Genomic DNA, 23,170 nt, shown 5'->3' with positions numbered 1-23,170 from the left:
ATTTAATTGATATAATTCTAATTCGATCAAACTTTCTCTAATGTACTAAGAGAAAAAGCCTTTTGAATCGAGTTTTCCCATTCTTGTTTCTCTTGACTAATTCCCTTCCCAAAGTGATCTGGGAAAACTTGTGAACTCCATTCCTGAAGTAGAACTAGCCAATCATTCCTTATCCCCTCAGAACGAATAACTTCATCTACAAAGCGATTGGCTCTACCATAGATAATTATACTAGGCATACCTTCTAGCTTTTCTAAAGCTTGTCTACATTTAGAAATTGTATTGCGATGTTTCACAACTAGAATCTTGTGAATTATCTGAATATTTTCTTCATCTGATTTTCCTGCAGGGTTAAATATAGGGTTAAATACATCACCAGGGTTAGGATTTAATTCTTCTTCTAAAGCTTGGAGAATCAGATATTCTAAATGATGTTCATAAGTCATTTTAAAAGAAACTAATTTTTCAAATGCTACTTTAAGAGTAGGAAGGTATTCAGGAATTTCTCTGGTCATAAATTCCAAAAAATCTATCCCTCTAGCAGTAGTTATATTGCCTAGATCGGTATCAGTTAAAGCATCAGCAATTTGGTTTTTTACTTGTTCTACATACATTTGAAAATCACTATCAAAAGAGTTAAATTTATTGCTAATATAAGTTCTTAATTCATCTATACAACGCTCTAAAACACTAATCCATCCTGTTCCTGATTCCATGTCAAAACGTATATAATCAATTTGCTCAGGTGAATGAACCCCTGTGTCTTCAAGACATTTTTTGATAATATTTTTGGTAGCTGTTTGAAAAAATTTCGTATCCTTTTTATTTTCTTCTACGATCAAAGTCTGAGGACGTATTTCCTGAGTTAATTTGTGTAAGTTTTTACTGATTTTGCGTGTTAGTTTGTCTGCAAGCTCGTAAAATAACATATTCTCATTTTGATATTTAGGAGCAACTCTGAATGCTTGACGTGCTTTTTCTAGGAAAGTTTTAATTTCTTTTTCTAATTGTTCAATAGATTTATTAACGATCGATACAGAGCGATCGTCTAACTCTAAAATATGAGTTTCTAAGTAATTTAAAACTTCCAATAATACATTAGAAGCTTCATTAGTATCTGCACAATCAGCAATCATACATTTAGCTACCTGAATTTGTCGTTCTTTGTCAATGCGACGTTTAGTTTCTTCACAAACTTGACGATTATCTGCTATACCTAACCCCGGTGGCGGATTTTTCACTTCATTTAAGATAAAAAATGACCATTTTTCAATTGGTAATTCAGGTAAAGCTTGATTAGCAGTATCAAAAAGTTCATAGTCTTCTTCCTGTAAAACTCTCCCTTTAGGCATATTAACAAAGAGAGCAAAATCTACATCTTGTCCTAGACTTCTCCGTAAAGTTTCCCTATATCCTAATACTGTATCCCCTAATCCCGGCAGATCGATTAAAGTAATTTGCCTCACATCTTCATGAGGAAATTGACAGTAAATTTTTACTTCTTTGACTGCTAAATAGCTAAAATTAGTTCTATCATTATTCTCATCAGTTTGAGCCACATATTTTCTGATTTCATCTTTACCAATAGGTTTAGGAGAATTTTCTTGGAGTAAAGCCTGATATTCAGAGTAATGATTCTTACATTTTTCTAAATATTCATAATAAACTTTAGCTCTGGCATCGGGATTTTTTAACTTAGGCAAAGGATGATTAATAAATTCATCTAATGTTGTTGGTGCCTTGCCTAAATTAAGCATTGGATAATAAGGAGCGATATTTTCTTGAATAAAAGATTCTGGAGTATGAAGATAAACTTCGCCACGAGTTTGATGATTAGTAGAATGAGCAATTATTACTTTGACCTCTGTACAGTTATGAATCGTTCCATCAGGAACTTCTGTTTTTGTTAATCCTGTTAAAGTTTGGATAAAACGACTTTTCCCTTGGCCTGCACTACCAACAAAAGTAATAGTCAAATTTTCACGAGAAAATCTCTTATCTAGTTTAGTTAATGTTTGTTTAACTTCTTGAATTTTTCTATTAATTCCCACAAAAATCTGAAATAATTCACGCAACTTTGTCGTAACTGATGGGTCATTAATGGTATTAATCAACCGACTATAAACTGTTTCCATATTCTCTAATTCAGATAGTAAGAAGTTAAGTTTTTTAATCAGCTTTCTCACTTTTTTAGTACGAGGATGACGTTGATTGAGAATATTAGTAATACGACTAGCTATATCTGTTTCTCCTATATTATTCTCCTGTTCTATGTACTTCTCATAGCCTAAAGTATTTTCTCTATTACTTATTAGATAATAATTCCTCTTTTGCTTTTGAGGGTATTTATTCATCATTAATTCATCAATTGTTTTTACTTTACTTTTATGACCAGTTGTACTGAGTAAATAGGCTATAGTATTGAGAACTTTTACTGTAAAATCATCTTCAAAATCAGCCCTTTGTTTTTCTTCCTGATCGCCAAATTGTAATAGTGCTTCAATTTCACATTTGTCTCTATTATTAAAGACATTAATAAAAACATCCTCCCAATATTTAATAATGAGAGTTAATAATTTTTGGTAATCAATAATTGTGATGGGAGATTTATCATCGGGAGGACGAACAATCATTCTAACTTCACGATGATTTCGCCAATTATTTCCTAAGTATTTATCCATTCTTTGCTTGACAAATGGCTTCAGTTCTTGCTGCAAAATTGTGAAGCATTTGTTAATCGCACCAAAGTTATCTAATTCCGCAATATTTAATTCTGTTTGTGCCGATCGATTTGCATTTGTTACACTAGCTAAATTCAAGATTTTACGAATTTCATCAGTCCATTCAGCGTTGAAAATATTTTCATAAATAGGATTAGCAACTTTCAGGAAATATTGATTGTTTTCAATCACCTTAACAACTAACCCAGACATTAATAAATCTTCTTGAAGAACATTTTTACTTTCCAACTTTTGTGGTCCATTAATTAAAATTCGATAATAATAATTTAAAAGTTGAAGTTGGCGATCAATTTGACTATCTTCAAATTTAACAAAGTAGTTTTCTATCCCTGTTAAATGAGACTGTTTATCTTTACTTCTCCAATTTTTTATATATTTATCTCGAATAAAACCATCAACCGCTTTTTCAAAATCTTGGCTAATATAAAAATAATCATCCAGTAATAAATAACACATATACTGAGTTAAAAAAGGTTGTCCACCTGTCCAAAACAAAACCCTTTTTATAACTTGACTGGGTTCTGTTGTAATAGCTTTTAACCCTTTTTGTAAAGGCAGACATTCACCTGATAAACCCTCTAACTCTATTTGTTTTCCATTAAATCTTATATCCGCATTAAGTGTAAACTCGGAAGGTTTAGCAACTCCAATTAAAACAAAATTTAGTTTATTTCTGATTTCATTATTGAATTCAGCAAAAGTTTTCAAAAATCTAATAAACTTATCTTGTAATTTTAATCTGACTAAAGATTGAACTTCATCAATAAAAATAATGAGTTTGACATTTTTTAATTTCGGATAAATTTTTACTGATAAAATATGTAAAAAACGTTCTGAGAAGATAATTCCTGGATACTTGTTCCAAGACTCTATTATTTCACTTTCAATATTTTTGAGCTGAGGTACTGCTGTTACTATTCTAAATAACAAAGTATTAAATAGTTCTTCTTCATTAATATAATCCCAAAGATGAACATTTATAGAAATAGTGGCTATTTTTTCCTCTTCTTCTAGTTGAGATATAATCTGGTTCATTAAAGTCGTTTTTCCCATTTGTCTAGGAGCTAGAAGGAAAAAAACGGGATTTCTTAGTTGAAAGTTTAAACAGTAATCTAACAATTCTCGGTCTGCTTTTCTTGATACATAATTATGTGGATTAGTTTCCCATCCACCTTCACAGTTAAAAAAGTTTTCAGTACTCATAATTCTAATTTAGGAATTTTGATTTAAAAATTGCTGCTTAAAATATTGTTCATAGAGCTGACAAGGTATTTTGGGTTGGATCATATTATTCTCATTTTCAAACTCAATTGCTCCTAATTTAGCTAATTGTATTTTCGATTTTTCATCAAGATATGAGTCTTGTTGTTGAAGCCAATTACAAAAAGTTTGTTCTAATTCTTTACATTTTTCAATCTTCTCTACAATCTTACGGAGATGTTTTAAGAAACGACTATTAGGAAACAATTTTTGTTGTTTAAAGGTTTCTAAATCAATATTTTTTCTACTTATTTCATAAAGAGCCATATTAATTAAATAAGGATTTCCACTTAAAAAATGTTTTAAGGAACTTGCACTTTCTGAGCCATCATGCCAAACTAAACCATATAATCCAGCTAAACTAAGGATCTGATCGTCTGTAAATTTAGGAAGTTCGATTTCTGTACCCACATTTTGCAAAGGAGACTCCCTATCAAAGTAAGATTCTGTTGAAAATGCAATAATAATATTAGGAAAAATAATAGAAGAACTATTTTTAAGTCTCTTCATTTTTTGCTCACACCAAGTTCTTAATATCCGAAGAAAAGGATCTTGTAGATGTGTTCCTAGAATTATATCAATACCATCTATGAGTAAAACTTTCGGTTTCTGTATAGGACTGAAAATTTTTTCTTCTAAATCTTCAGTAAATTTTTCTGCAAGAGAAATATTGCCCCATTTAGGCGAAGAAAAACCTGGTCTGTAAGAATTCAGGTGAGAATTAAACTCTTGTTCTACAACTCTTTTAAAAGTGTCTAAAAATTGCTGATATTTTTCTTTGTTTTCCTCATTGCTTTCACCATCTATAAATAGTTCATATGAAAATTGATGACCCTCTAAATCAATCAAACCCACTGCGGCATCTTTTTTCTTAGCAAATTCTCTTAAACGTATCAATAAAGAAGTTTTTCCTGTATATCGTGGTGATTTAATCTTTAAAAAAGCTCGGCTTTGATTGTTCATCATGCCAAAAGTTAAGTATTCTTCACAAATACTATCAGCATTTCTTTTGATATATAGAGGATTTTGCGCAGGAACAACACCTTCTAAAGTCTGTCCGCTATAAATATAGAAATTAAGAGTACATATATTGCCACTTCTACCTGAACAATGATCTATTGTAATTAATTTTTTTTTTTCTAAATTATCCAAAAATCTTCTTGCTGAATTTTTATCTGTCTCAACCGGTCCTTTTTCAATTAATCCATTGTTCTCCAATTCTTTTGTTAATGTAGCAGCAGATACTTTAGCAGTCCTTCCTCTAGAAATAAGAGACTCAGCAAAATCTTTAGCAGTATCTTCAGACATTGAACGAGTTCCCACTAATTTTGTTGTTAACTCAGTAATGGTTAGGGGAGTATTCTTTGCTTGATGAATAATATATTCAGCTAAAACTTTGTACCATTCCTGTTGTTGAGAAGTTAATTCTTTATTGAAGATATTCAGTAAATTAGAGTCCATGGCCTTTAATATATAGTCTATTTTTATTTTTCATTTTTACTAGGATAACATACTATTTAAAATTTTAATTAATCAAAAAATAACTGTTATTCATCTTAAAATCATCAAGAAAAATGAATAACTATTTTTGTTTTTTATAATTCCAAATATTTGATGACTAGATGATGAATTTAGTAGTAAATAATCCTCGTTAATAGCAATTAACAAAGATTATCGTAGTTAATAGAAACAAAACTCAGGTCAAGATTATAGGTTAGAAAAGCAATTTGCCTACTGACTTGAAAAAAATGAATCCATAAAAAGGACAAAATCAAATAGATCAAAGCGATGACTAGATGATGAATTTAGTAGTAAATAATCCTCGTTAATAGCAATTAACAAAGATTATCGTAGTTAATAGAAACAAAACTCAGGTCAAGATTATAGGTTAGAAAAGCAATTTGCCTACTGACTTGAAAAAAATGAATCCATAAAAAGGACAAAATCAAATAGATCAAAGCGATGACTAGATGATGAATTTAGTAGTAAATAATCCTCGTTAATAGCAATTAACAAAGATTATCGTAGTTAATAGGAACAAAACTCAAGTCAAGATTATAGGTTAGAAAAGCAATTTGCCTACTGACTTGAAAAAAATGAATCCACAAGAAGGACAAAATCAAATAAATCAAAGCTATGTTTACAGAAGAAACCAACCTAGACGTAACCCAGAACCCAGAATTAGACAATCAGTTCTCGATCCCGGAAACAAATTATATCACTACTTCAGGATTTCAACCACCCCCAAATGGAAACGACCCTAATGCCATAATACCTGATATTGATAACAATCATCCCTGGCAAGAAATCCTGAATCCGTTTGATAACATCCTGCTAAATCAGCAGTCATTCGACAACCCTATCCCCTCAGATAACGAGGCAAACATAGAACAATCTAGCATTGACCCCCTAACAGGTGAAACCTTTTTTGATTTCTTCTCCTCTATGTTTAGCTTTAACAGGCGTCCAGAAATTACCGCCTCCCTAGCTAACGACACCATTCTCAACGGAGGCACAAATACCGATGGCATCACCTCCGATCCCACTGTAAGTGGATTTGTCATTGACGACGGAAACCTCCAAGATATGAACCTCCAAGCCAGTCTAAACACTCCCCGTCGGAATAATTTCACAGATGTCAGTGATACACTCAACCCTGATGGTAGCTTCTCATTAGATATAGTAGATTTAGAACAACTCTATGGTGGAGCCTTAACAGAAGGAGAACACACCTTATATTTACGTTCTATAGACGATATAGGTAGGACATCTCAAGTTTTCAGCGTAGACTTCGAGCTTGACCGCACACTCTATGGTTTCGTAAATATGATGGAGCGAGAAGTAGGATTAATCAATACAAAAACAGACGAGCAAGTATTAGTACCTCTGGAAAACATCGAAAATTATCCTGGTGGGAGACCTCAGCACGTCTTAATACCTCCTGACGAACAAACAGTTTATGTCACAACTGATGCCTCAGATACCGACTCTGCTAATTTAGTTGCATTAGAAATAAACGGCATTGACTGGTCTAATAATACAGCCGACCTGACCGTATTAAATAGCTTAACATTAGAACCCGTGGGTACAACATCTGAATATAACGTTCCCATTCAAGTAGACCCCAGCCAACCTATCGGTAGTTGGACTCAACCTGCTTACACTCAAGCTCATGGCACGACGTGGCTACCAGGCTCACCTTACGGCTATCTCACTCAATGGACAGATAATAAAATTCGGGGATTTGATCGGAGTACAAACCAATTCTTACCAGGAGATAGCTTTGAATTTGGTGAAGCCACCAATCAAACTCATGGGGTCACTTTCAATCCTTCTGGCACCGTAGCCTTAGGCACAGGTTATTACTACGATGATGATGATATTGAAATCTATTCTGTAGATGGAAATGGTAATCTCAACCTCCGAAACTCCATAGAATTAACCTCTCCGGAAGGAAATGGCGCATTCACCCACTATACCGCTTGGGCAGACGATCGCTACGCCTTTACTGCATCGATGCAGTTTGGTCCGACTTCCTTAACTCCCTCCGGACAAAATATTGTCGGTCCGAGTTTGTGGTTACTTGATACCTTTGAGGGTACTGCCGAGCGAGTTGTGGGGACTGCCAACACTGCTGATGAAAGTGGTATTTTCCGCTCTCCATCAGACCTCGGAATTGCTGGTGACAAGCTCTATGTGGCAGAGGAAGATTCCCTGGATAACAGCTTTGGGGATGATGGCTATATCTCGGTCTATGATATTAGCGATATTAACGAACCTGAATTTATCAAGCGTTTCAAACCAGGTGAAGAGTTACCAGCAGATTTTGCCATTGCTCATGGTTTGAATGTCACACCTGACGAAGATTCTGTTTATGTTGCTAGTTATGCTTCTAACTACATCGTCAAGATTGATACTGAAACTGATCAGGTTGAGAAAGTATTTAGCTCATTGGATGGATTGAATATGCCTCACGGTGGTTTTACTGCAGGTCGATATCGTTAATAGACATCTCCTGAAAAGAGGGAGTAGGGAGATGGGGAGATGAGGGGATGGGGAGATGGGGAGATGGGGATATTTAATATTGAAGTGTGGATAGAATTATCAACATATACTGTATAACCAGATTCTATATGAACTGACACTAAAAATTTAGGTTGGGTATAATATCATGTCCGGTAGCATCGGAGCGTGTATAAAATTAAGGTGACACTCTTGAGAAAACCTTCTGCCTCCTGCCTCCTGCCTCCAGCATAGCTGCCTCCCTTCCACCAAAGTCTAATTATTTAACCGGACATGATATAACAAAGCGTTGATGTTGGGTTTATCCTACGGATAAGCTGCGCTAACATTCTGATACCTAACCTACACTTATCACCTTTTTTTGAGTGCATCTATGTTCAAAAACACACTTCAATTAACTGACCACAATAGATAAGGAGAATTAACCATGACTATAGTAATAAGAAACCAAAAATCTACTACTCCAACTCAAGAAATTTCTCATAGTCGCAAACTACTCAACAAAATGGTGCATAATTGGTCGCGTCGCGCTCAAGTTGTACAAGCCAAAAGTCATAACCTAGACTTAAATAACCCTGAGCTAGCATTTGACACAACTAGAGATGACTTCCGAAGTGACCTGTTACCCTTTAAAGACCATCCTGCATTCTTGGGAGCACCATTCAATATACAGCAAAAAATTCTCTCCTGTGGTTGGATAGCTTACAACGAGAAAACTGTTGATATTGAATCAAAAGTTGTTTCTCCTGCTTGTAACCACATCATCTATCAGGAAGTACCAGGAGTTGATAATGGAGTCGGGCGACAAATTGCTAGCGATACTCTTGTAGATGAAGCTTACCATATATTGCTGGTAATGCAAGCTTGTCGAATTACACGAGAGCAGCGCGGACTTCAGTCACTCAAGTTGCCTAGCTTTAACTTAGTCAAACAGATGATCCTCGAACAAGGGAAATATTCTGAACCTTGGCAAAAAATCTTAGTTCAAATTGCTACTGCTACTGTTTCGGAAGTGTTCATTAGCGACTACTTAAATTTATTAGCTAAGGATACTGATATTCAACCAATGAACCGTTTAGTAGTTGATACTCACAGAAAGGATGAAATGGCTCATCATAGTATTTTTACAAATCTAGCTCAGTGTATTTACACTGAGTTGAGTCCCCAACAGCAAGAATTTTTTGCTGATGTGTTTCCCTTACCAGTGCGCTGGTTTGCTAACTCAGAATTGGAGGTTTGGCAAACAATGCTTGAATATATTGGCTTCCCCAAAACTCGCGAAGTCATTGCTGACTGTGCTGTGACGGACGAGGTCAATTTAAGCCGCATTGACTATTCTGGTGTGATTTCACTGGCTGAAGAGTTAGGTGTTCTCAACTCACAACAGGGTATTGACAGTTTTGCCAGACAAGGTTTGCTAAAATAAGTAGGGAGGTTTTCTAGCTAGAAAAATTCCAGTTCATCTCATATCGTGAGATGATTCTTACCCTGCAAAATTCGATTTCATTGCACGTTGTCATATCAAATCCGTTTAATTCGGTATAGAACCCCCGATCGTATCTTTTAGCTCTCTCCAGAAAAGAGGGAGTAGGGAGTAGGGGCGAATCGCGATTCGCCCGTACAGGAGTAGGGAACCCACCCCTAGCCCCTCCCCCTCCCCCTCCCAGGAGGGGAAGAATTGATGACACGCTCTACAATAATTGATTTGATTTTTGATGATTGGAAATGTCTTTCTCCGAAAAGATATATGCTTAAGTTAAGTAATAGGAGCGTACGCCTAAATTTTTAGAGATGTCACTCAGGGGTTCTATAAAAAAATATTCCATCTTCACCCAGAGCGGAAAGAATTCTGAGTTCTCTTCCCTTCTGAGTTCTGAATTCTGTTTGCGGAGCATTCCGTAGGAAATTCTGAATTCTGGATTCTGAATTCTGGATTCTGAATTCTGGATTCTGAATTCTGGATTCTGGATTCTGAATTCTAAATTCTGGATTCTGAATTCAGATTCACTATCTTATTACACCGATGCTACCGGATTTGATATCACACTTGAACCTATCAAAAATTATGACCATGAAAAACGCTATCGTAATTAGACACATTGCTTTTGAAAATCTCGGCAGTCTCCATGCTATACTTAAAGAAAAAGGATATGCGATTGAGTATCTAGAAGCTGCCCCCGGTTTTCTAGATAAAATCAACCCATTAACTCCAGACTTAGTAATAATTCTGGGGGGTCCAATTGGAGCTGATGACGAACAAGATTATCCTTTTGTCAGTGATGAGTTAGATTTACTTAAACAACGTCTGGCTAATAATAAACCGACATTAGGAATTTGTCTGGGAGCGCAACTGATGGCGCGAGCCTTGGGGGGAAAAGTTTATCAAGGAAATGGTAAAGAAATTGGTTGGTTTCCCATACAATTAACTAAGTTTGGTCAAAGTTCTCCACTCCAATATCTAGCTCCAGAGGAAACAGCAGTATTACATTGGCACGGTGATACTTTTGATTTGCCTGAAGGTGCGGTGCATTTAGCTGCTAGTGCTGCTTATCAAAATCAAGCTTTTGCCTGGGGAAAGTCTGCTCTAGCACTACAGTTTCATCCTGAAGTAACAACTTCTGGATTAGAACATTGGTTTATTGGCCATGCTTGTGAGATTGCTGCTACACCTGATGTGAATGTCAGCAAGTTACGTCTCAATACTGGGAAATATAGCCAGAAGTTGGAAACTCAGGCGAAATTATTTTGGCAAGCTTGGTTAACTCAGGTAGAAAATGAACAGGTATTAACAGAGCATTCTCCTGTGTTGGTATAATTCACTTGTTGTGTATGTGGTAGTTGCTGTTGTCAAACTACCACTACAGATTTTCGGCGTTGCTGATTCTGGGTATGATGCAAGCCCCCCTAACCCCCCAATGCGTGGGGGGAATAAAACTCTAAAAGTCCCCCAAATTTGGGGGATTTAGGGGGTTTACCAGAACCAAAAAATCGCGCATTCATACTTCAATTCAGCAACGCCCAGATTTTCTTTCTTCTTTTGTAATTTTGTAACTTTGGGAAATTAACATGAACATCAAAAAAATCCTTCGTCTCGTCTGTGTTCTCGCTCTAGGATTAACTTTAGCTCTATCTACAAGTGCTAAAGCACAACCTCAACATCAAGTTACACCTATTGCCAGTTCTGCTGATGTCGAAATTAGTTCCACCAATGTTAAATACATCAAAGATTTAAACCTTTTAGTTTTTGAACAACAGGTTAAAGGTACTATTGGCGAAACAATGCCAACATCTGTAGGTCAATTAGACGGTGCGCCTGTTTTAGGTTATGTTTTTCCAACCACGCTTTCACCTGAAGATGTAGGCTTTAATAAAACAGAGGGAGTTGTTGCTTTAGCTGTTACTACTCATCCCGATTTTGATGACACCCCTCTTTGGGATGAAAATAATGATGGTAACTTCAAAAATGATGGTCGCATTTTTCATACTCACTGGGTAGTATTAGCTCCTAATGATCAAGTAGCAGGTGGACTTGCAGTCAAGGAATTTCGCAAAGAAGATGCTAGTGTAGTTTTGCCTCCGACTAATCCAGGAATGCCGATGTATATGGACTCCCCTGGTTTTGAGGTTGTTGCTAATAGCAATTCTCTCAAAGTTTTGATTCCACTGGGGAGAGTCAATGGTAAAACAGATTTTCAGTTTGATGCTGTTACCGCTTATATGGAGGTTAATACTTCTGATAAAAACAGACCAATGCTTGGGGTTTACAAGGTTTATAGTGTAAGTTCAGGAGATTTGAGTCTTCCTTATTCTGTAGCACAACAGTAAAATTATTGGTGGGTGGTAGCTAGTTTGTGATGTCTTGGTGCGCGTTCCGCAAGCGAGTTGAGGTCATCGCGGGGTCGCACCGCTTTTTAAGTATTTTCACTAATACAAGTTGCTAACCCCCAGTTATAGGCATGACGCGCAACTCCTGCGTGTTTGGCAAGTATTGTTTTTTGTTGATTGTTTTTAGCTTATATCAAATCCGGTTAAATAACCTCACAATCAATAGAAATCTCTAGTAGGGAGTAGGGGGAAATAATTGATAATTTATCAGGACTTACGCATTAGCGCTATTTGTAGGGTGTGTTAGCGGTAGCGTAACTGAGCAATACCCTATATATAGTGCCTTTGCGTAAGTTCTGTTTATGTAGGATAATTGATTTGATTTTTTATTATTGGAGATGTCTAATAGCTTAAAATTCTGATTATGACGTTATTGTATCTATGTGCAATTAGGCGGATTTGATATTAGTCTTAAAAGATTTCATTTGATTGTTTTTGTTGACACTCCTAGCAGCCCTTCTGTTTCAGATATAGTTAATAAGTTAGATATAAATCTAGTATATCACAGTAAATGTCTAATTGTGTTGCACTTTGTCCAATTATTTTAATACTGTTGATAGCCCCTGATTAATTTTATTAATAAACCACATTGGCATTAACCCAATCCATTTTTCTTGAATAACTCCATCTTTCAAAACAACCGCTGTAGGTACTACCTCTATCTTCAATTTTTTATAAAACCTTTTATCTACTGCAACAACAGGAAAATTCAAAAAATAACGATCTACAAAATCTTGACCTTCTTGAATATTTTCAGTATCTATTAATCCTACTATTGCTGGTAAATCATCTTGCCATTGCACTAACTTCAACACACCTAACCAATGTTTACATTGAGAACATTCAGGACTCATAAATACCACAATTACAGACCCAAACATAAGAGATTCTGAATCTTCTCCCAGCCATTCTAATTGCCATTTTCTGTTTTCTTGTAAAGGGGTAAAGTCAACATACGGACGACCATTTTCTTGCATATATTCTAGGGAGCCAGCAGCTAAAGAATAGCTAATTATAAAAGTTATTAATACTACCAGCCATTGCCACAACACAGTAGGTTTAAATTGACCAAAAAATTCAGCAAATATTAGCAGAAAAATATAAATAACATTGAGAATTAAACTTTGGGTAGGAGTAATTTCTAACCAACCATTATAACAGCCACAATCTTCAGTTTTACCAGTTGATGTACTCCAGTAAGTAAGCATTGATAAACTAAGTAATAATAAAATACTTACAGGCATAATTACTGTTGGTAAAACTCTAAAGATTAAAGCAACTCCTAAAGCTGATTCAATAGCAGTAAATGTGAGGGAAGTCGGTATAATTAATTGAGGATTTATTAAATCTAGTTTGGCAATATGTTGGATAAATTTCCAAGGTTCTATAATTTTGGCAATACCAGTCAATAAGAAAATACTACCAACTATAATTGAGGTTGTAGAAGCTAAGGTGAATAATATCATGTTCTAGATTTTTTCTGCTAATAAGGTTGATGGTTGACTAAAATTAAAGTAGGGGAAGGTCTTGGCCATTAACTTGAGCGGAGTGGGCTGCCCAAAAATCGGGTTTCATGTTTATGAACCCATAAAAATTAGTCTCTCAAGTCCAGCTATTGGAAATTTTTAGTATCTCAATTATGCCGGGATGCCACAAGTTGAGTTGGCCTATTGTTATTTGGGCTAAGGTTTCTGTTGAGTCCATGGTCTTCTACATAGGGCTTGCTGAATAAAGCTAAAAGTCAGGAACGCTAAGACTTAGGAGCTTTTTATATTTAGTTTATCTCTACTTATTGGCTCTTATTTGGATCAATTTACTGAAATTTTCTTGAATTTCAGCAGAAAATTTCTTCAGATAAAATGGTCGAAACCCTTGCCTGTTAACCCCCTTATCCCCGTCCCTGCGTCCCCGTGTCCTACCCCCACCAACCAATTTTTTCACCCACCCCTACATATATATTGGTGTGGGTTGACGATAAAATACCGACCGCTGAGGTAGCGATCGGCATTCCTGACTGGTTTATTCTTGTTTCAACTGAGTGAGCATCTCCTCAACTTCTGAGATTTGAGCATCAGCTATAGATATCTGCTTCGTAAAACTGATACAAAGCGTCACATCGATGCGACAAGTTGATGTTTACTTCCTGCTTCTTATGAGGCCGTCGGCGGTTACTCATCCACAGGCATTTTCATGTCGGCGACAGCCGAAACGGTCAAGCCAACCGCATCTCTACACTCTATACTTACATTTAAGTCTTTGTCAATTAACATAACTAAAAAAGTCCTCAAACCCTTACTACGCCGTTCCTAGTAGGAAGCTGGATTTCAGGATAGGTCTACGCCTATATAGATAGACTGCCAGAAATGCGAATAGCAGGGATTAGTACAGAAGATACAAATTTCACCCTCGTTACTACTTCCCGGTGAGAACTAGCGTATTATGTCGATAAATTGCGCAAATTGTTAACTAAGTCGAAACTCTTTTTCACATTTCCGTCCTTAGAAACCTATGATAATCTATATAAATCTATGATTATCTGTTCTATTCCTGCTTCTACCTGGCAACGTCGGCGTTATCCAGTCCACAAGCTGTCACGGACGTTTGCTTTTGCTTTTGCTTTTGCTTCGCAAAGCTGGCGCAACGCAAAGCTGGCGCAACGCAAAACTGGCGTAACGCAACGCTGACGCGAAACGCGTTAGCGTTGCGGAGCAAACTGCCCGCCATAGCTAAATTTCATGCTGCATTCAAGTCTCGTTCGCGCTAGCGTTGCGGAGCAATCACAGCTAAAATTGCAGTGTTCACAATTGAAAACACGCTCTGATAACAACAGAGACTCTTTAACAGTTCCACACCTACTGCAAGTCTTAGAACTAGGAAACCATCTATCCACAATGATTAACTCTGAACCATATAACTCACACTTGTACTCTAACTGTCTACGGAACTCATAAAAACCCATGTCACCAACTGCCTTAGCTAGCTTGTGATTTGCCATCATGCCTGATACATTTAAGTCTTCACCCACCCCTCTAGCTCCCCTCCCGGGAGGGGATGGGGGTGGGTTGTGGTTTTTAGCCAAATAAGTAGTTAGCTTGTGCAATGTATCTTTTCTCATGTTGGCTATGCATGCTATGGAGTTGAGCTATCTTAAGTTGAGCCTTTTTCCAATTGCTAGAGAACTTAGTTTTATGTCGGTTTAAATATTGCAACCGAGAGAGTTTAGCTTCTAACTTTCTTAAAGATTTAGCACCAGGGAATACCTCACCAGTTGAGAGTGAAGAAGCGTGATTTTACACCCAAATCTACACCTACTACATCTACTGATTTCTCAGTAATTTTGGAAGCTGAGTCTACTTTAAAGCTGACAAACCAACGACTTGCTTTTCTGCTAATAGTTACAGATTTAGGAATAACATTATCTGGCAAGATTTCAAAGGTTTTTATCCATCCAATTCTCGGTAATTTTATGCGATTAAAGCCTACCGATATTGAACCATCTAAAGTGTTTGCGTAGCATTCCGTAGGAAAACTATCATCCCTACCTTTTTTCTTGAATTTAGGTTGGCCAGACACTCTGTTAAAGCAGCGTTTCCAAGCAACGGACAAGTACCTCAAAGCATATTGAGGCGCTGTTTTAGAAACCTCGTAGTACCAATAGTTTTGAGGTTTAACCATTGCTACCAAAAGTTTATGCAGGTCGATAGATGTGGGAAATTTAAGTTTATTATTAGGGTTGCCAGCATTATGATTAAGGATGTTTTTAGTTAACCACAAGCCCCAATTATAAGCATGACGGGCTACAAAGCGCGTGTTTAGCCAGTAGCGTTTTTTGCTGATTATTTGGGTGCAGTTCAGTTTTGAATCCTAGCAGCATAAAATCAAATATAGATTATAACAGATAATACCAGATCATCATAGATTATGTCAAGCTGTTAATTACCCTATTCCCTGCTATACTATGAATCAAGACCTAAACCGACAAAAGACACAAGAAGCACTAATAGAATTAGCATCAGTGCTGCAACCGGAATTCAGTCAAATACCCCAAACAGGTACTCCCCTATTAATTGCTTTCGGTATAGTCGCCAGAGCATTAGGCATAACTGTTAATTATACACCAAAAATAGAAACCGAAGAAACAGAACCAGGATGGGAAGACCCCATCGAAGCGATCGCTAGTGCCTCCCACATTCGCACCCGTCGCGTCACCCTCACAAATAAATGGTGGCAACAAGACTGTGGACCTCTGTTAGCATATAACGAAGTCAAAAATCGACCAGTTGCCTTACTCAAAGCAACAAACTATGAAATTTTTGACCCCATAGAATTTACCCGCATTCCACTCAACCAGGATACAGCTCAAGAATTAGCATCAATAGCTTACACCTTTTACCGCCCTTTTCCCAATAGAGACATTTTAGCCTTCGACATCTTCAAATTAGCTTTTAGAGGTCGATTTAAAGATTTACTAATAGTTGCTACCACTGGAATCATAGCTACCTTATTAGGAATGTTGACACCAGTAGCTACAGCCATCATTATTGATAACGCTATTCCCGATGCAAACGAAAAATTATTAATAGAAATAGGTTTAGGTTTGTTAGCAGCAAGTTTTGGAGTAACAATATTTCAATTAACTCGCGGTTTTGTCACTCTCAGATTAAAAACCATATCTAGCTCCACCATTCAAGCAGCAATATGGGACCGACTCCTCAAACTCACACCAGCCTTTTTTCGCGAATATTCCACAGGAGACTTAGAAAACCGCGTTTCTGCCATCAGTCAAATTCGCGATCGACTCACTAGCACTATCCTCACAACAATATTCACCAGTTTTTTCTCCCTACTGAATTTAATATTACTATTCATCTATAGTTTTCCCCTTGCTCTCATCGCTTTTGCCATCGCTTGTCTCACCAGTCTTGTCACCTTATGGTCAGGAGCGATCGCCCGTCGCAAATTACGCTCCTTTCAAGAAAGATCGGGAGAAATATTCGGTTTGACAGTGCAACTCATAGGTGGAGTCTCAAAACTACGAGTTGCTGGTGCCGAAGAACGTGCTTTTGCTTATTGGGCAAAAAAATACAGCCAACAAGTAAGACTAATGCTCGGCAACCAACTTATTGAAGACCTAGTTACTGCCTTCAACACAGCTCTACCAACAGTAAGCTCTATTTTACTGTTTACATTAACTGTTTATTTAATTCAAACACAGGAAACAGGTTTATCCATAGGAAAATTTCTAGCTTTTAATACTGCATTCGGTACATTTATTAGTGGAGCGACAAACTTAAGTAAAGCGATCGTCAATATTATAGAAATCACAATATTATGGGAACGCGCTCAACCCATTTTAGCAGAAACACCGGAAGTAGACATCAACAAATCTGATCCAGGGCAACTTTCCGGTAGGATAAAACTAGATCGTCTTAGTTTTAGATATCGTCCAGACAGTCCACTTGTTGTTGATGATATTACTATTGAAGCAGAAGCAGAAGAATTTATTGCTATTGTCGGACCTTCTGGCAGTGGAAAATCAACTATTGTACGGTTACTATTAGGATTTGAAACACCAGAAGCAGGAACTATTTATTATGATGGGCGCGACTTATCAACTTTGGATGTATCAAGAGTGCGACGACAGTTAGGGGTGGTGTTGCAGAATGTACGACTCAATAGTGCTTCTATTTTTGAGAATATTGCTTGCGGGGCGTTAATAACGGTGGATGATGCTTGGGAAGCAGCTGAAATGGCAGGTTTTGCAGATGATATCGAAGAAATGCCAATGGAAATGAATACTATTGTGTCTGAGGGAGGGGGAAATTTATCGGGTGGGCAAAGGCAACGGTTATTAATTGCGCGAGCGTTGGTGTTGAAGCCCAGAATTTTGATTTTTGATGAGGCGACAAGTGCTTTAGATAATCGTACTCAAGCTATAGTAACTGAGAGTTTAGAGCAGTTGGGGGTAACTAGGATAGTTATTGCTCATAGGTTGAGTACGATTCGTAATGCTAACCGAATTTATGTTTTGCAAGGGGGAAAAATATTACAGCATGGCAGTTTTGAAGAGTTGGCAGATCAGGAGGGGTTGTTTGCTAATTTGATGGCGCGACAGATGTAATTAGGGTCTGCTGAAAAAGTCTTTTCTAAGGAGTAGGGGAGCGGGGGAGTAGGGGAGTAGGGGAGTAGGGGAGTAGGGGAGTAATTTTTTTTGCCCAACTCTTGCTATAAATGCTAACTTTTTGAGCATGAAGAGTTGAAAACCACGTACTTTTTAAAGACCTAAAAAGGCTAAAACCTTTATCTGTAAATGCTTTAAGATTTAATCAGCAAGCCCTAATTAAGGAAACATAATAATTACTATATTCAAGTCATTGCGACTGTAACGGAGTGGAAGGAAGCAATCTCAGGGGTTTAAGAGATTGCGTCCTATCGTCGCAATGACGATTCCGGATAATTACTATATTCAAGTCATTGCGACTGTAACGGAGTGGAAGGAAGCAATGTCCTAAACTTCTGAGATTGCTTCCTCTCGTCGCAATAACGATTATTCAACCGGATTCTATATAATTCAGCTTTATTGCAATAGAAGAAAGAGACAATTTTTACAAAACAATAGAAAAAATTTAAAACGTTTTAACCAGTTTAATCTATAAATATTAGTTTCTATTTTTAAGGATTCTATATCTTGAATGGCATTTAGTGAAGAGTTTAAATCGTTTAAATAATAACGTTTTTGGATAACTGTGGATGATTCTGGTGGAATAGTAAAGACTATTAATGATTCAACGATTTTTTCATATTTATTGAGAGATGCGAGAGTATCTGTACGAAATTTAGATAAATAGTTATAAGCAGCAGTTTTATAAGCTTGCCATTTTTTTCTTTCATATTCTTTATCCAATTTTCTTCGATTTGCTCCACCATTAAAAATATCGCCAAACCATTGACCAAAGTCTCTCTCTTGACGCTTAGGTAAAGAGACATCAGGACAACTAGGAAATGATATTTTAATCCTATTAGGTCTGCTTTTATGGAACTCATCACAGGATTGATTTGCCAAATTTTCAATTGATTGAGTATAACTAAGAATAGTTGATTTAAATTTGCTATTTTGCCAGTTATTAAACGACCCTGTTTCTAAAGCTTCTGCTGCGTTTGCTTGATAAGTTCCGACAAGGGTATCTAAAGATAACCAATTTCGATAAGTTTTTACTCTTGTTTTGAATTCTTTTCTCAAATATTCTTCTCGCTGTTTTCCTTTTTCAATCACAGCATTTCTGATATCTTCAGCATCTTTAATTTCCTTAGTTAAATTATTCGCTTTTTTTTGTAAAACAGACTTTACTTGAGATGCTATGGCAGTTACCCTAAGTAATCTAGTTTGATTGGTCTTTTCTTTTTGAACAGAAATTATAGTAAATAAGGTTGATTCAAAAGTTATGATGCCACTTGTAATAATTTTCCAAATGTTTCTTTCTTGTTGTGCTTTAATAGCAGGGAGTGCATCAACACGGTAGAGTTTTTTAAACCCTTGAGGTAAATCAGATTCAAAAGTCTTGGTAGTTGAATAAACGTCATTATAAACTTCATTTTTATCCTCTATACTTTCTAATTCATTCATCCGATTCAGAACAAAAATAATCGTTTTAATACCTCTATTAAATAACCAATTATGAAGTGTTTCTTTTTCTCCTTGTGTAAAAGGTTGTCTAGCATTAAGTATTTGAATAACTAAATCTACCTGTAATAATTTATCGCGGACTAAAGTATCTTGTTCTTCGCGATCGTTTGTTCCGGGTAAGTCAAAAAGTTCTACCCCATTTTTGAGCAATCTATGAGGATAGAAAACTTCTACAGAAATTACATCTTCTCTACGTTGTCCTTTCCGATTCAAAACAGCAAATTCTTTCAGTATTTCTGTGTCGTTACTTTTGATTACTCTACCTGAATTTAGGGTAATAATAGTTTTTAAGGTTTTGCCATATTTGACACTAATTACTGCTCCAGTAGTTCTAATCATTTTTGTGGGCATGATTTCTCTACCTAATAGGGCATTAATTAGAGTAGATTTGCCAAAATTAAATGGAGCAACTACAGCTATTCCAAAGTGAGGATTAACTAATTGTTGGCAGACTAATTCCACATCTTTTGCAAGTTGCTGATTTTCTTGAGCATCAATAAATTGACACGCAGTTTGAAGGGATTTTGAAATTGTGAGAGAGGATTTCATCTTGAACAAAATAATTTGCAAGTTTCATCAGTTAATATCAAATCTGGATAATTACTATACCCAAGTCATTGCGACTGGAACGGATTTAGATCCCCCCTAACCACCCTTAGTAAGGGGGGATCCGCTTAAAAATAAAAAGGGGGGAGCCTTCAAAGTCCCCCTTTTTAAGGGGGATTTAGGGGGATCGTAAATGTACCTCATAACTGTGGGAATTGCTATAGCAAACTATGCTTAGAAAAGAATTAAACATACAATATTTAACTTGATTTAGATTGGACTGAAGCTATCTCATTGTATTTTGCTTCTATTGTTTGAAATTGATCGGAAATATTATGTACGAAAGTTTGTAAACGTGTTTTTTCAGCTTCAGTATTAACTGAAGTTTTTCTTTTCTTTTCCAACAGATTCTCAAGAGATTTTTCTAGAGATTCAACATCCTCTCTCATTAATTTAACTGACTTTTCATAGGGGTTAAATAATTCTCCGACTTGCTTTTTAATATCTGAAACTTTATCTTCTTCTAGTAATTTTTTAAACTCTTCTTTGACTCTTTCCTGCATTTTTTTCTGAAAATCTTTAACTTCTTTGTCTCTTCCCCACCATGCTCCTACCACTAAGGCAATAGCACCACCACCCATTAAAGCCCATCCTACAGGGGTGAAAGCTAAACCAGCAAAGACTATATGTGCTCCTAAACCATTGGCTAATAGCACTCCCCCAAATCCTGCTCCGGCAGCACCTGCTGCTCCTACAGCACCTCCCACAATCATTTTTTGTGCTGCATTTGCATCAGCTGTACTTAATGATGATTTTTCTGATGAACTACTTTGATTGATAGATAAACTTGTCTGGTTTTTAACATTAAGACTTCCTTGATTAAGAATTTCTCTAATCTTATCTCTTTGTTGACTGTAGTCATTAATTTCTGTGGTAAATGAATCTCTTAAAGCATTAGTAGTTTCTGACACGATACCCGTACTTATTTTATTCCAATTTTCCAGCTTTTCTTGCCGATATTTTGTTAATTTATTCTCTAAATCTTTGGTATATTGTTCACGCTCATTATCTTTCAGACCAGATACTGAAGGCATTGTAAAATCGGTTTCAAATTTGAATACTAATTGAGAAAAATATTTTGTATATTCTTCTGCCACTTCTGCAATACAAGCTTTTCTGTCGCTTATAATAGACTTTTCTAAAGTTTGGACGCTTTTTTTCATAACAGCAATGCAAGGCTTAGTTTTCTCAATTTTTGCTTCCAATGTTTTTACATCATCTTCAAGTGTAAATAATCTTTCTTCAACTTTCGACAGCACCTCAATTGTAACAACTTTTGCTGTATTAACAACTTGCTCTAATTCTGTTATTAATCGCTCATTAGTCAAAAAATAATTGAGCCGTTTTTGAAATTCCTTAAGTCCAGTACCATCAAGAGATTTTCCTTGCTTTAAATTTTCTAAAGCTGTTTTAGCATAGACATTAAATACTGTATCTCCCCACATTTTTGTGGCTTCATCTTCACTTATATCTAAACATTCACAGAATTTATCAATAAAAACTTCATGGATTTCTTCCTTTTCATCTTCTTCAACAGTTTCCCATTTATTAATCAAGTAAAAAATCGGTCTGACTTGCTTTGTATTTCTGCTTTCTGGAAGTATATTTTCACTTTGTATTAATTGTGGCTGGTTTTCGCTATCCTCAATCTCTTTCTTAATTCCAAGTAACCTTTTTAGGTATTTTTGTTCTTCCTTAGTAAATTGTTGATCTACGGCTAAAACGAAAAGAATTGCATGAGATTGTTCAATATACGAAAATGTCTTTTTATTTTCTTCTTCTGTATGATTTAATCCTGCTGTATCAATAAATTCTACTCCTCTTGATAAAACTTCAATCGGACAATAAAATTCAGCATAGTCTAGAGGATTTAGCCAGTTTCCTATAAAATTATCATATGCCTTCTTTATTAGACTTTTTACTTCTTTTGAGTTGAGCGTGTATTTCTTCTTATATTGTTCCAAATTCAAAAGTTCTTCTTTACCATCTTTCTTATGAACTACTACTTTTTCCTGTTTACCATATTTAACAAAAGTAGGAATTGCAGTAGTAGCAGTTACTCCCATAGGTAGCAAACTTTTTTCAAAAAAAGCGTTAAGAATCGTACTCTTACCACGATTAAAATCTCCAATAATCAAGAAGCGAAATTTTCCATTTTTTAGTCTTTCGATTTCTTTATCTAAATCCTTTATGAAGGCAGATAATGCTAATTTTCCCGATGCTCCTTTATCTATTGCTTGCTGTTCAGATTGAGCAATTATTTGAGCCATTCCTTCAAGTTTATCAGCAAACCAAGGACGAACTTTTGTTACTTCTAAGTTGAATCCAGTATTTTGATTTTGCATTGTTGTTAACCTCAATTATTGTTTAATTTTGATTACTTTCATTTTGAGAAAGTATAGATTTTTAATTTTCTGTAGAACAAAATATAGCAATTTTTTAATCTGTGAGGTACAGATATTAGATCCCCCCTAACCCCCCTTAAGAAGGGGGGAACTTCAAAGTCCCCCTTTTCAAGGGGGATTTAGGGGGATCGTAGGTGTAACTCATCGATTGGATAATTGCCATAAATTGATAGGACAGAAAGTTTAGTCTAACTTTAGATTCAGTCAAATCTACTTACTGTTTCATTATTAAGACTTACGCATAAACTGGATTTATCGGTGAAATTTCATGGTTTAAAAAACAATAATTCGGGCAATAAACCCGGTTTCTTGTTTAGCTGCTTATTTACTATTTCATTATACTTAGCCTCAATTATTTCCACTTGAACAGAAATATTATTTTGTAAGGCTTGTAAATGTTTGATCTTTGCTTCATGGTAAACCTCAGTATGTTTATGCGAAACTAATTTATCACTGACTTTTGAAGCAATTTCAGCTTTAACAATTTCTGCTATTTGAACAGCTTGTAATAATTTAGTTTTTAATCCTTCATTACTTAAAAAATCATCAAGCCGTTTTTAGATTTC

Annotated in this window: 13 protein-coding genes and 1 pseudogene; 5 read left to right on the top strand and 9 right to left on the bottom strand. The window is 35.9% G+C overall.

Translation table 11 applies throughout. From position 1 onward, the window contains the following. Positions 1-26 precede the first annotated feature (26 nt). Positions 27-3,944: an AAA-like domain-containing protein gene (locus F6K54_RS01015; RefSeq protein ID WP_293073243.1), complete on the bottom strand. Its 3,918-nt coding sequence runs from the start codon at positions 3,942-3,944 to the stop codon at positions 27-29. 9 nt (positions 3,945-3,953) lie between these two features. Then, positions 3,954-5,462, bottom strand: coding sequence for an AAA-like domain-containing protein (locus F6K54_RS01010; RefSeq protein WP_293073241.1), 1,509 nt, complete (start codon positions 5,460-5,462; stop codon positions 3,954-3,956). A 675-nt stretch (positions 5,463-6,137) separates the two neighbouring features. On the opposite strand from F6K54_RS01010, the gene F6K54_RS01005 reads away from it, so the two are divergent. From F6K54_RS01005 to F6K54_RS00990, 4 genes are all read left to right on the top strand, one after another. Next, positions 6,138-8,006 carry a hypothetical protein gene (locus F6K54_RS01005; protein ID WP_293073239.1) on the top strand — a complete coding sequence of 623 codons (1,869 nt, stop codon included), beginning with the start codon at positions 6,138-6,140 and terminating at the stop codon, positions 8,004-8,006. A 445-nt stretch (positions 8,007-8,451) separates the two neighbouring features. Beyond that, complete coding sequence (locus tag F6K54_RS01000; protein ID WP_293073238.1) at positions 8,452-9,450, top strand: diiron oxygenase; 999 nt, start codon at positions 8,452-8,454, stop codon at positions 9,448-9,450. A 639-nt stretch (positions 9,451-10,089) separates the two neighbouring features. Beyond that, positions 10,090-10,839, top strand: coding sequence for a glutamine amidotransferase (locus F6K54_RS00995; RefSeq protein ID WP_293073236.1), 750 nt, complete (start codon positions 10,090-10,092; stop codon positions 10,837-10,839). A gap of 251 nt (positions 10,840-11,090) precedes the next feature. After that, positions 11,091-11,849: a hypothetical protein gene (locus tag F6K54_RS00990; RefSeq protein WP_293073234.1), complete on the top strand. Its 759-nt coding sequence runs from the start codon at positions 11,091-11,093 to the stop codon at positions 11,847-11,849. A gap of 86 nt (positions 11,850-11,935) precedes the next feature. Here the strand turns inward: F6K54_RS00990 and F6K54_RS42550 are convergent. The 5 genes and pseudogenes from F6K54_RS42550 to F6K54_RS00970 all read right to left on the bottom strand — a co-directional run. After that, a pseudogene (locus F6K54_RS42550) lies at positions 11,936-12,019 on the bottom strand (helix-turn-helix domain-containing protein); the annotation flags it as partial. Between the two features lie 429 nt (positions 12,020-12,448). Then, positions 12,449-13,375 carry a MauE/DoxX family redox-associated membrane protein gene (locus tag F6K54_RS00985; protein WP_293073232.1) on the bottom strand — a complete coding sequence of 309 codons (927 nt, stop codon included), beginning with the start codon at positions 13,373-13,375 and terminating at the stop codon, positions 12,449-12,451. A gap of 1,229 nt (positions 13,376-14,604) precedes the next feature. Beyond that, on the bottom strand, positions 14,605-15,024 hold the full coding sequence (locus F6K54_RS00980) for a transposase (RefSeq protein WP_293073229.1): 420 nt from the start codon (positions 15,022-15,024) through the stop codon (positions 14,605-14,607). A 146-nt stretch (positions 15,025-15,170) separates the two neighbouring features. Next, positions 15,171-15,683, bottom strand: a complete 513-nt coding sequence (locus F6K54_RS00975; protein WP_293073226.1) for a hypothetical protein — start codon at positions 15,681-15,683, stop codon at positions 15,171-15,173. A gap of 7 nt (positions 15,684-15,690) precedes the next feature. Further along, positions 15,691-15,783 (bottom strand): helix-turn-helix domain-containing protein, encoded by a 93-nt coding sequence (locus F6K54_RS00970; protein ID WP_293073223.1) that lies wholly within the window; start codon positions 15,781-15,783, stop codon positions 15,691-15,693. 84 nt (positions 15,784-15,867) lie between these two features. Between F6K54_RS00970 and F6K54_RS00965 the strand changes: the two genes are divergently transcribed. Continuing rightward, entirely contained in the window at positions 15,868-18,030 is a 2,163-nt protein-coding gene (locus F6K54_RS00965; RefSeq protein WP_293073220.1) for an NHLP bacteriocin export ABC transporter permease/ATPase subunit, read from the top strand. A gap of 456 nt (positions 18,031-18,486) precedes the next feature. Here F6K54_RS00965 and F6K54_RS00960 read toward each other — a convergent pair whose 3' ends face one another. Further along, complete coding sequence (locus tag F6K54_RS00960; RefSeq protein WP_293073218.1) at positions 18,487-20,142, bottom strand: dynamin family protein; 1,656 nt, start codon at positions 20,140-20,142, stop codon at positions 18,487-18,489. Positions 20,143-20,399: 257 nt separating this feature from the next. Further along, entirely contained in the window at positions 20,400-22,544 is a 2,145-nt protein-coding gene (locus F6K54_RS00955) for a dynamin family protein (protein WP_293073215.1), read from the bottom strand. Between the last annotated feature and the right edge of the window lie 626 nt (positions 22,545-23,170).

This window comes from Okeania sp. SIO3B5, assembly GCF_010692555.1.
In the GTDB taxonomy this organism is placed as follows: Bacteria; Cyanobacteriota; Cyanobacteriia; order Cyanobacteriales; family Microcoleaceae; genus Okeania.
This window is presented reverse-complemented; position numbering and strand designations above follow the sequence as displayed.

Bases quoted from the DNA above. Each gene is read 5' to 3' on its own strand.
- F6K54_RS01000 (WP_293073238.1), top strand. From the start codon at position 8,452: ATGACTATAGTAATAAGAAACCAAAAATCTACTACTCCAACTCAAGAA.
- F6K54_RS00960 (WP_293073218.1), bottom strand. From the start codon at position 20,142: ATGAAATCCTCTCTCACAATTTCAAAATCCCTTCAAACTGCGTGTCAA.
- F6K54_RS00985 (WP_293073232.1), bottom strand. From the start codon at position 13,375: ATGATATTATTCACCTTAGCTTCTACAACCTCAATTATAGTTGGTAGT.
- F6K54_RS00965 (WP_293073220.1), top strand. From the start codon at position 15,868: ATGAATCAAGACCTAAACCGACAAAAGACACAAGAAGCACTAATAGAA.
- F6K54_RS01005 (WP_293073239.1), top strand. From the start codon at position 6,138: ATGTTTACAGAAGAAACCAACCTAGACGTAACCCAGAACCCAGAATTA.
- F6K54_RS00980 (WP_293073229.1), bottom strand. From the start codon at position 15,024: ATGAGAAAAGATACATTGCACAAGCTAACTACTTATTTGGCTAAAAAC.
- F6K54_RS00995 (WP_293073236.1), top strand. From the start codon at position 10,090: ATGACCATGAAAAACGCTATCGTAATTAGACACATTGCTTTTGAAAAT.
- F6K54_RS00970 (WP_293073223.1), bottom strand. From the start codon at position 15,783: ATGCTGCTAGGATTCAAAACTGAACTGCACCCAAATAATCAGCAAAAA.
- F6K54_RS01010 (WP_293073241.1), bottom strand. From the start codon at position 5,462: ATGGACTCTAATTTACTGAATATCTTCAATAAAGAATTAACTTCTCAA.
- F6K54_RS01015 (WP_293073243.1), bottom strand. From the start codon at position 3,944: ATGAGTACTGAAAACTTTTTTAACTGTGAAGGTGGATGGGAAACTAAT.
- F6K54_RS00990 (WP_293073234.1), top strand. From the start codon at position 11,091: ATGAACATCAAAAAAATCCTTCGTCTCGTCTGTGTTCTCGCTCTAGGA.
- F6K54_RS00955 (WP_293073215.1), bottom strand. From the start codon at position 22,544: ATGCAAAATCAAAATACTGGATTCAACTTAGAAGTAACAAAAGTTCGT.